We start from the raw sequence: 9,441 nt of genomic DNA, 5'->3' as shown, positions 1-9,441 counted from the left end.
TAGAGATTATGTGGTTACAATAGCAGAGAGGATACACCTGTTCCCATTCCGAACACAGAAGTTAAGCTCTCTAGCGCTGATGGTACTTGGTGGGAAACTGCCTGGGAGAGTAGGACGTAGCCACGTAGTCTTTTTTTATTGTTTGCTATAAAATCTAAAATTAAACAGAATATAAACTCTGTATTGATTTATACTAAGATAAAATATAGAATTATATAATATAGACAAAAAGTTTTGATTTAGAAAGAAGGTATGATATGAATTCTAATGAAAGAAGAAACAAATTAATAGATATTTTAAAGGAATCCAAGCATCCTGTAAAAGGTGGAGTGCTAGCAGAGCTATTAAATGTAAGCAGACAAGTAATAGTACAAGATATAGCGCTTATAAGAGCTAAAGGTTTTGAAATAATAGCGACACCTCAAGGATATATAATATATAATCAACCATATTTTTCCAGACAAATAAAATGTAAAAATCATAGAAATCCCCAAGAAATTTATGAAGAACTAAGAATTATTGTAGATTTGGGTGGAATTGTAAAAGATGTTATTGTAAATCATCCGACATATGGTCAAATAACTGCGGAACTTAATATTTATTCTAAAATGGATATAGATGATTTTATGATAAAAGTTGAAACAAATGAGTTTAAACAATTATCAGTTTTAACAGAATGTAGTCATATTCATACAATTGAAGCACTCAAAGAAAAAACTATTGAAGATATAATAAAAAAACTAGATGACAGTGGAATATTATCATAAGGAGGAGTTAAATGAATTTTTTGTCATTGGCTAAGACTACTTCAACAAATAGTAATATAACGAAGAGAACTTTAGAAAATATGCTTAATAATTTCAGTGATAATATACCAAATATTATATATGCAATAACAATATTTATAATAGGTATTTATATAGCTAAGATAGTAAGAAAGATGGTTTCTAAATTTCTAATTAAATATGGAATGAGTAAAGGTGTAAATAATTTTATTGTATATGGTATATATATATCAATGCTATCCATCATATCACTGATAAGTTTAGGTATTATAGGAATACAAACTACATCAGTTGTAGCGGTCTTAGGAGCAGCTGGATTTAGTATAGGATTAGCATTTAAAGAAATATTATCAAACCTAGGTTCAGGCATGATTATTTTGTTTTTTAAGCCATTCAATATAGGTGATTATATTCAAGGGTCAGGTGTGGAAGGTACAGTTTCTGATATACAAATATTTAGCACTGTTCTTAAAACTCCAGATAATAAAACTATAATAATACCAAATTTTCAATTGACAAGTAATAATATAATTAATTACACACATCAAAATAAAAGAAGAATAGATTTTTCGTATAATATTTCTTATGACAGCGATATAGATATGGTTAAATCTATATTAAATGAAATTTTTACAAATGAAAAAAGGATACTAGATGATCCAAAGCCAATCATAGGGTTAAACTCTATAGGTAATAATACTATGCAAATAGTTGCTAGGCCTTGGGTTAAAACTGATGATTACTGGGATGTATACTTTGATATAATGGAAAAAGTTAAAAAGAAATTTGATGAAAATAAAATAGAAGTTCCATTTATTCCTGCTTCATTATTGTTTAATAACACAAGTAATTTAAATTCTTTAGATAAAAGATAATATTTTAATTAAACAAAAAAATCAAATTCAAGATAACAAATTAAAGAAAATTCTAAAAAAAATTGAATAATAGTATTGAAAGATGTTAATATATATAATATAATGATTATCAAATAAAACAATTAGTTAAAAGCATTGAAAGAAAATAGTAAAAAACAGGTTGTATTCAGAGAATGAGTGGATGGTGAGAACTCATTACAATGGTTTTTGAATCTACTCTAGAGCTTCTAGTTAAAGCTAGACGTTTACCTACGTTACAGGTCTGAGAGGATTGTACATATGGGTATAATCAATTAGGGTGGCAACGCGGATAAAAGATTTTCGTCCCTTTTATAGGGTAAACGGAGGTCTTTTTTTATTTTCAAAATTTGTTTAAACTAAGAATTTGCAGTTAAAAATGTTTTAATTTAAATTGGAATTATTAATTTATATTATAAAAATTATTAGGAGGAATTAATATGTTAGATATTAAAAGAATAAGAGAAAATTTAGATGATATTAAAAAAGCTATGGAAATAAGAGGCGAAAAAGAATTCGACCTTGATGCTGTAGTGGAATTAGATAATAAAAGAAGAGAGATACTTCAAGAAGTTGAAGTTATGAAAAATGAATTAAATGTAAACTCTAAAAAGATACCACAATTAATAAAAGAAGGAAAAGATGTAGAAGAGGAAAAAGCAAGATTAAAAGAATTATCAGACAAGATAAAAGGTATTGATGAGAAAGTAAAAGAAGTTGAAGGAAAAATGGAATATGCATTGATGAGAATTCCAAATGTACCTCATCCAGATGTGCCACAAGGTGAAACAGATGAAGATAATGTTCAAGTAAGAACTTGGGGAGAACCTACAAAATTTGATTTTGAACATAAAGCTCACTGGGATATAGGAACTGGTTTAGGGATATTAGACTTTGAAACAGCTGGAAAAATAACTGGTTCAAGATTTACTTTATATAGAGGATTAGGTGCTAGATTAGAAAGATCTTTAATGAATTTCTTCTTAAATACTCATACAGCTAAACATGGATATACAGAAGTTTTACCTCCATTTATGGCTAATAGAAATAGTTTTATAGGCACTGGCCAACTTCCTAAATTTGAGGAAGATATGTTTAAAATAGAAGGGCTAGAGTATTTCTTAATACCAACAGCTGAAGTACCTGTGACAAATATACATGCTAATGAGATATTAGATGTTGCAGAACTTCCAATAAAATATTGTGCATATACTCCTTGCTTTAGATCTGAAGCTGGTTCAGCAGGAAGAGACACAAGAGGTTTAGTTAGACAGCATCAATTCAATAAAGTTGAATTAGTTAAATTTGTTAAACCAGAGGATTCTTATAAGGAATTAGAATCATTAACTCATGATGCTGAAACTATGTTACAAATGTTAGGTCTTCCATATAGAGTTGTAAGAATATGTACAGGAGACTTAGGATTTACAGCTGCTTTTAAATATGATTTAGAAGTTTGGATGCCAAGTTATAATAGATATGTAGAAATATCTTCTTGTTCAAACTTTGAAGATTTCCAAGCAAGAAGAGCGGGAATAAGATTTAAAAGGGATAAAAAATCAAAAGCAGAATATGTTCATACATTAAATGGTTCTGGATTGGCTATAGGAAGATGTTTAGCTGCTATATTAGAAAATTATCAACAAGCAGATGGCTCTGTAGTGGTTCCAGAAGAATTAAGACCTTATATGGGTGTTGATGTTATAAAATAATTATGTATTAATATTATATAAGTGATAATATATTTTAAGATTAAAAATATACTGTAAGTAAATAGTAAATTAGAAAAAGTTATGAGATTTAATAATTTCATAACTTTTTTATGTTAATATATATAATAGAATATTCATCATAAAAAGCTAAATATTTTCATAAATCAACATTTAATTAGACGTTGAAAAAATTTTTTTAGGTTAATTTAAATTAAATGTAGCTATGTATAGCAATATATTAAATAAACAAAATAAAATTAAGTTGAATTATAAAATGAATTATGATAAGATAAGTTTGTTATAAGTTTTGGGAGGAATTATGGAAAGTTCATTTTATATGAAAGAAGCATTAAAAGAAGCATATAAAGCATATAATAAGAGAGAAACACCAATAGGTGCTGTTATAGTTAAAGATAATCAGATAATAGCAAGGGCTCATAACCTTACAGAAACATTGAAAGATTCTACAGCGCATGCAGAAATTTTAGCGATAAAGCAAGCATCAGAAAAATTAGGTGGATGGAGATTGACAGATTGTGATTTGTATGTTACACTAGAGCCTTGTATAATGTGTAGTGGTGCAATAGTTAATTCTAGAATAAAAAAGCTTATAATAGGGACAAGACATATAAAAAATTCATATATAGAGAAACAGCATGAGTTTAAATTAGATTATTTTGATAATAATAATGTAAAAGTGGCTTTTGATGTTTTGCAAGAAGAATGCTCGATCATATTGCAAGAATTTTTTAAGGCATTAAGAAAAAGAGATTAAGGAGAGGTGGTCGAGTGGTCGAAGGCGCTCGCCTGGAAAGCGAGTATATGGGTAAAACTGTATCGTGGGTTCAAATCCCACTCTCTCCGCCAGAAACAATAAATAAAAGTAATTAAATATGGTTGTAATTTTGCTGTACTAGATGGGGAGGTAGCGGTGCCCTGTAACCTGCAATCCGCTATAGCAGGATTGAATTCCATCTAAAGGCTTATTTTTTGTAGGGCCGCCCTGAATAAGTGGTGTTGATGCTTAGGTCCTGCGCAATGAAAGCTCATGAACCCCGTCAGATCCGGAAGGAAGCAGCGGTAAGTGATCACTTTTGTGTGCCGCGGGGGTGCCTAAGTTGAGCTAACTGTTTTGGTAACGCCTATGGAATTAAGTCGATAGATGGTGTACAGCATTTAATATATAAAAGACTAATCCCTTAGATAATGAGGGATTTTTTTATTAATTTTACTAAAGAGAGGTAAAAAGATGCATAAAGCATTATATAGAGCATATAGGCCACAAAGATTTGATGATGTTGTTGGTCAAGAACATATTATTAAGACTTTAAAAAATCAAATATACAATGATAATATAGGACATGCCTATTTGTTTTGTGGTACAAGAGGTACTGGAAAGACATCTACTGCAAAAATTTTTTCAAGAGCAGTAAATTGTTTAAATAAATTGAATGAAGAACCTTGTAATGAGTGTGAAATATGTGAATCAATATTAAAAGATAATACAATGGATGTTGTAGAAATAGATGCAGCATCAAATAATAGTGTAGATGATATAAGAGAGCTTAGAGAAAGTGTAAAATATTCTCCAGCTAATGCTAAATATAAAGTATATATAATAGATGAGGTTCATATGTTGTCTCAAGGAGCTTTTAATGCATTGTTAAAGACATTAGAAGAACCTCCCTCATATGTAATCTTTATATTAGCTACTACGGAACCTCATAAGATACCTGCAACTATTTTATCACGTTGCCAAAGATACGATTTTAAAAGAGTTACTGTTAAAGATATGACTCTTAGGATGAAAAAAATTTGTGAAGATGAAGGAATTGACATAGATGAAAAAGCTCTTAATCTGATATCTAGAAACTCTCAAGGAGCACTTAGAGATGCTCTTAGCATATTAGATCAGTGTATATCATTTGGAGAAAATACAGTAGACTATAAAGATGTTGTTGAGTTGATGGGAAGCGTGAATATAGAACAATTATTTGAGTTGTCTCAATGTATTGTAGCACAAGATACTAAAAAATCTCTTGAAATATTAAATGAATTTGTTTTATGGGGTAAAGATATAAGAAACCTTATAAATGATTTAATAGACCATTTTAGAAATTTAATGGTTTGCAAAGTATCATCAGAATTAGATGAAATAATCTCATTACCAGAAGAAACTATAGAGCAACTTAAATCTCAATCTGAGGACATAGATATGAATGATTTAATAAGAATTTTAAATATACTGTCAACAACTCAAGATGATATAAAATCATCTTCAAATCCAAGAATCTTAGTAGAAATAACTATAATGAAGATTGCTCAGCCAATGTTTGATGAAAGTAAAGAAGCTCTTATTAAAAGGGTTGAGAATTTGGAAAAAATGATTGAAATGGGTAGCTTTAAAATTACAAATAATGATAGTGGTAAAGAAAAGGAATATGAGGATAATAGAGAAATAGATTCAAAAAAAGAAAGTATAGTTTATGAAGAGGTAAAAAATGAAGATGTTCTACTTATAGAATCATCATGGAAAAATATACTTAAACAAATTAAAAAAGATAAAAAAATGCCAATATACGCTCTTTTAAGTGAGGTAAAAAGTTTTAATGTATATTCTAACATGTTATATGTAATATTTGATGATAAATTTGATTTTGCAAAAACTAGATTAAGCTCCCCAGATACAATAAATTATCTAGAGAAGACTATAAGAGAAGTTTTAAATAGAAGCTTTAGTGTAAAAATAGTATTGTCATCAGAAGTCAAAGATATAAATCTTGAAGTTAAAGAAAAAAAAGACATTGGTGAAGAGATACTAAAGAACATAGTAAACGAAGAGATACTAGAAATAAAAGATAGTATTGATGAAAATGAAAGTAAATAATAAAATACTATTATGATATAATAATAAAATGAAAATAAGTTTAGGAGGAATAGTGTTTATGGCTAAAAAAGGTTTTGGAGGCGGAATGATGCCTGGTGGTGGAAATATGAATAATTTATTAAAACAGGCTCAAAAGATGCAAGAAAACATGCAAAAAGCTCAACAAGAGTTAGAAAATAAAGAAGTAGAAGCTTCAGTTGGTGGAGGAGCAGTTACTGTAAAAGTTAATGGTAAAAAAGAAGTTTTAGATATAACTATTAAACCAGAAGTTGTTGATCCAGACGATATAGAAATGTTACAGGATTTAGTTTTAAGTGCAGTAAATCAAGCATTGAGAAATATTGATGATATACAAGCAAATCAAATGAGTAAGGTAACTGGAGGTATGAATATACCAGGGTTATTCTAGTAGGTGATATTTATGCAAGTTTATACAGGTCCGATAACGAGACTAATAGAAGAATTTTCAAAGCTTCCAGGAGTTGGAAGAAAGACTGCTCAAAGGTTGGCTTTTCATATTATTAATATGAATACTAATGATGTGGAGGCTTTATCTAAGGCAATTATAGACGCAAAAAGAGAGATAAAGTATTGTTCAATTTGTTGCAATATAACAGATACAGACCCATGTAGTATGTGCTCAAATAAGAATAGGGATTCTAGTACTATATGTGTGGTAGAAGATCCGAGAGATGTTGCAGCTATGGAGAGAATAAGAGAGTTTAAAGGGCAATATCATGTATTAAATGGGGTTATTTCTCCAATGGATGGTATTGGACCAGATATGCTAAAAATAAAAGAGCTTATACAAAGGCTTGGTAATCAAGATGTAAGAGAAATAATAATGGCTACAAATCCTACTATTGAAGGAGAAGCTACAGCTATGTATATTGCAAGATTAGTAAAGCCAATGGGAATCAAAGTTACTAGGATAGCTCATGGTCTTCCTGTTGGAGGCGATTTAGAATATGCAGATGAAGTTACAATATCGAAAGCATTGGAAGGCAGAAGAGAAATATAAAAATCGAGGTTACTACCTCGATTTTTGTAATTTTTTGGAGTTAAATTCAGATTAATTTTGATTTAGATTTATTGAATAAATCTCTTCTGTATTGTATAATTTGTTGTATAAATCATTTAAAAATTTTGATAGGGGTGCAACATGAAACCAATTATGAACTTAGAAGAACATAATGCAATGAAAGAAAAAAGAATTAAAAAAATGAAATCAAAAGACAAGCCTAAATATGATGATTTTGAGGAGATCAGTTTTTCTAACAAGAAAAAAACTAAGAAAACTCCAAAAAATAAAAATACTGAATTCAGAAATAACTATAAAAACTATCAGTATGATTATGAAGAAGATTTTTATGAACCAATCTAGCAATTAAATAATTAGAAGATAAAAAATCCCTAATAGGTATACTATAGGGATTTTATTTATTTTATTAATCAGAAATTATACTTAATACTAAATTAGCTATGTTTTGGGCTGAATTTGACTTTCTTATAGATTTTATATTTTTCTTTAACATTTCTAGCCTACTAGAGTCATCTATTAAAACTTTTAATAATATTGATAAATTATATTTCTTTGTAGTTCTAAGTGCTGCACCACAATTGGATAAGAAATCAAGATTTTCTTCTTCTTGTCCAGGGATATAATATGGAACTATCATGGGTACATCTTTTAATAGTGCTTCAGTTGTAGTAAGTCCACCAGGCTTACTGACTAAAACATCGATAGAAGCTAAAATATCATTCATTTTATTAGTGTATCCAAGTACACATACATTTTTGTCATGATAACGAGATACAAGTTTTTTTTCAATTTTCTCTTTTAAACTTTCATTTCTACCAGTTATTACAAGTATCTGAAAATCTCTATCTGTATCTAATAACTCATCAAGAGTTTCTTTTATATTCCCAGCTCCAAAACTGCCACCCATAAGTAAAACAGTTAATTTATCAGGAGATAAATTTAGTTCAGAAAGAACAATTTTTTTATCTCTATGAGAATGGAATGATTTTTCAACAGGGATTCCAAATGTTCTAATTTTGCTAGGCTCGACTCCATCAAATACTAATAATTCCTTTACATACTCATGACCAACAATATAGTAGTCAATCTCATTTTGTATCCATGTGGAATGAGTAGTATAATCAGTTAGTACAGAAATAAGTGGAGGAACATTAATAGTACTTGTATGATGCTTATAAAAATGATCAGTAGAAGCATTTATTTCATTATTATGTAAGTTAAAATTTTTTTTCAATGTACTTAGAGCAATCATTGGAAAAGGATGTGTACCTATAATTAAATCTGGCTTAGTGTTTTTAATGAGTTTTTTAAATTTTTTTGCCATAAATGTAATGATTAGATTATCTTTAAATTCATTTTTCGATAAAAGGTTTGTTTCAGATAATCTATATACACTTCCATATGCTTTGGGTGTATATATGGCGGATTTTTCATATCCTCTTGAAATTATTTTATCCATTATGTTATTGACTAATTTCAAACTGTCTATTATTTCGCACTCAACTGGCTCTCCATCAATTGTTTTGGATGTAAGTTCTTCTTTAATAGCTAGAGCCGCTCTATTATGTCCACCACCTGTAGAAGCAGACATGATTAATACTTTCTTGCTCATAATAAAATCCTCCTAAAATGTAGCATAGTATTTATATAATATTTTGATGTGTAAAAATGTCGTTCTCAATCAAATTATTGATAAATCATTTTTTAATAATAATCTAATACAAGATTACAAAAATTACAAGTGAAAGAAATGTAAATTAATTTTAAAAAAATGTGTATTGCTACAAATAAAAAATTTAAATATAGAATAAAAAGGAAAATTGGGCATAAAATATATATTAGTCCTATGAAATAGAGACTTTTGTTTATTATTAATTTCTGAGAGTTAAGCTGATAAAACATAGAAAAATTAAAAATCTAAAAAAAAATAAAAAATTATATTGACTTAGACAAATAAAGCTGATATAGTATTACTTGTCCTTAAGAAAAGGGCAGACATGAAAAATGAACTTTGAAAATTAAACAGTAGGTTAATTTATAAAAACAAGAAACAAACCATAAAGCCAGATATTTAGATAACAATAGTATCTGAGCCTGATAAACTTTTATTTGAGAGTTTGAT

The 9,441-nt window shown here is 28.5% G+C and carries 9 protein-coding genes, 1 tRNA gene, 1 rRNA gene, 1 other RNA gene and 1 other annotated feature; of the genes, 11 read left to right on the top strand and 1 reads right to left on the bottom strand.

The genetic code is table 11. The annotated features are described in order from the left end of the window. Positions 1-9: 9 nt before the first annotated feature. The 11 genes from rrf to IC218_RS21400 all read left to right on the top strand — a co-directional run bounded on the left by rrf (position 10) and on the right by IC218_RS21400 (position 7,661). Positions 10-126: ribosomal RNA gene (rrf, locus tag IC218_RS21450) — 5S ribosomal RNA — on the top strand. A gap of 131 nt (positions 127-257) precedes the next feature. Further along, positions 258-767 (top strand): transcription repressor NadR, encoded by a 510-nt coding sequence (locus tag IC218_RS21445; RefSeq protein ID WP_227825475.1) that lies wholly within the window; start codon positions 258-260, stop codon positions 765-767. 11 nt (positions 768-778) lie between these two features. Then, positions 779-1,660 carry a mechanosensitive ion channel family protein gene (locus IC218_RS21440; RefSeq protein ID WP_227437590.1) on the top strand — a complete coding sequence of 294 codons (882 nt, stop codon included), beginning with the start codon at positions 779-781 and terminating at the stop codon, positions 1,658-1,660. A 126-nt stretch (positions 1,661-1,786) separates the two neighbouring features. Next, positions 1,787-1,992, top strand: a binding site (T-box leader). A 126-nt stretch (positions 1,993-2,118) separates the two neighbouring features. Then, entirely contained in the window at positions 2,119-3,390 is a 1,272-nt protein-coding gene (gene serS / locus IC218_RS21435) for a serine--tRNA ligase (RefSeq protein WP_227483911.1), read from the top strand. Positions 3,391-3,709: 319 nt separating this feature from the next. Further along, a complete protein-coding gene (locus IC218_RS21430; protein ID WP_227437594.1) occupies positions 3,710-4,165 on the top strand; it encodes a nucleoside deaminase in 456 nt (151 codons plus the stop codon). After that, a tRNA-Ser gene (locus IC218_RS21425) sits at positions 4,166-4,257 on the top strand. Between the two features lie 41 nt (positions 4,258-4,298). After that, positions 4,299-4,563, top strand: an RNA gene (gene ffs, locus IC218_RS21420) — signal recognition particle sRNA large type. 76 nt (positions 4,564-4,639) lie between these two features. Further along, the gene (gene dnaX, locus IC218_RS21415; RefSeq protein WP_227825474.1) at positions 4,640-6,277 is read left to right on the top strand and encodes a DNA polymerase III subunit gamma/tau; all 1,638 of its coding nucleotides are present in this window, start codon (positions 4,640-4,642) and stop codon (positions 6,275-6,277) included. Between the two features lie 58 nt (positions 6,278-6,335). Next, positions 6,336-6,686 carry a YbaB/EbfC family nucleoid-associated protein gene (locus IC218_RS21410; RefSeq protein ID WP_227437598.1) on the top strand — a complete coding sequence of 117 codons (351 nt, stop codon included), beginning with the start codon at positions 6,336-6,338 and terminating at the stop codon, positions 6,684-6,686. A gap of 12 nt (positions 6,687-6,698) precedes the next feature. Continuing rightward, the gene (gene recR, locus IC218_RS21405) at positions 6,699-7,298 is read left to right on the top strand and encodes a recombination mediator RecR (RefSeq protein ID WP_227437599.1); all 600 of its coding nucleotides are present in this window, start codon (positions 6,699-6,701) and stop codon (positions 7,296-7,298) included. Between the two features lie 141 nt (positions 7,299-7,439). Beyond that, on the top strand, positions 7,440-7,661 hold the full coding sequence (locus IC218_RS21400; protein ID WP_227437601.1) for a hypothetical protein: 222 nt from the start codon (positions 7,440-7,442) through the stop codon (positions 7,659-7,661). Positions 7,662-7,725: 64 nt separating this feature from the next. Here the strand turns inward: IC218_RS21400 and IC218_RS21395 are convergent, their stop codons facing one another. Next, positions 7,726-8,931: an MGDG synthase family glycosyltransferase gene (locus tag IC218_RS21395; protein WP_227437604.1), complete on the bottom strand. Its 1,206-nt coding sequence runs from the start codon at positions 8,929-8,931 to the stop codon at positions 7,726-7,728. Between the last annotated feature and the right edge of the window lie 510 nt (positions 8,932-9,441).

This window comes from Clostridioides sp. ES-S-0005-03, assembly GCF_020658455.1.
GTDB lineage: Bacteria > Bacillota > Clostridia > Peptostreptococcales > Peptostreptococcaceae > Clostridioides.
The sequence above is the reverse complement of the archived record's forward strand: the minus strand, read 5'-3'. Positions and strand labels throughout refer to the sequence as shown.

Bases quoted from the DNA above. Each gene is read 5' to 3' on its own strand.
- IC218_RS21445 (WP_227825475.1), top strand. From the start codon at position 258: ATGAATTCTAATGAAAGAAGAAACAAATTAATAGATATTTTAAAGGAA.
- IC218_RS21440 (WP_227437590.1), top strand. From the start codon at position 779: ATGAATTTTTTGTCATTGGCTAAGACTACTTCAACAAATAGTAATATA.
- serS (WP_227483911.1), top strand. From the start codon at position 2,119: ATGTTAGATATTAAAAGAATAAGAGAAAATTTAGATGATATTAAAAAA.
- IC218_RS21430 (WP_227437594.1), top strand. From the start codon at position 3,710: ATGGAAAGTTCATTTTATATGAAAGAAGCATTAAAAGAAGCATATAAA.
- dnaX (WP_227825474.1), top strand. From the start codon at position 4,640: ATGCATAAAGCATTATATAGAGCATATAGGCCACAAAGATTTGATGAT.
- IC218_RS21410 (WP_227437598.1), top strand. From the start codon at position 6,336: ATGGCTAAAAAAGGTTTTGGAGGCGGAATGATGCCTGGTGGTGGAAAT.
- recR (WP_227437599.1), top strand. From the start codon at position 6,699: ATGCAAGTTTATACAGGTCCGATAACGAGACTAATAGAAGAATTTTCA.
- IC218_RS21400 (WP_227437601.1), top strand. From the start codon at position 7,440: ATGAAACCAATTATGAACTTAGAAGAACATAATGCAATGAAAGAAAAA.
- IC218_RS21395 (WP_227437604.1), bottom strand. From the start codon at position 8,931: ATGAGCAAGAAAGTATTAATCATGTCTGCTTCTACAGGTGGTGGACAT.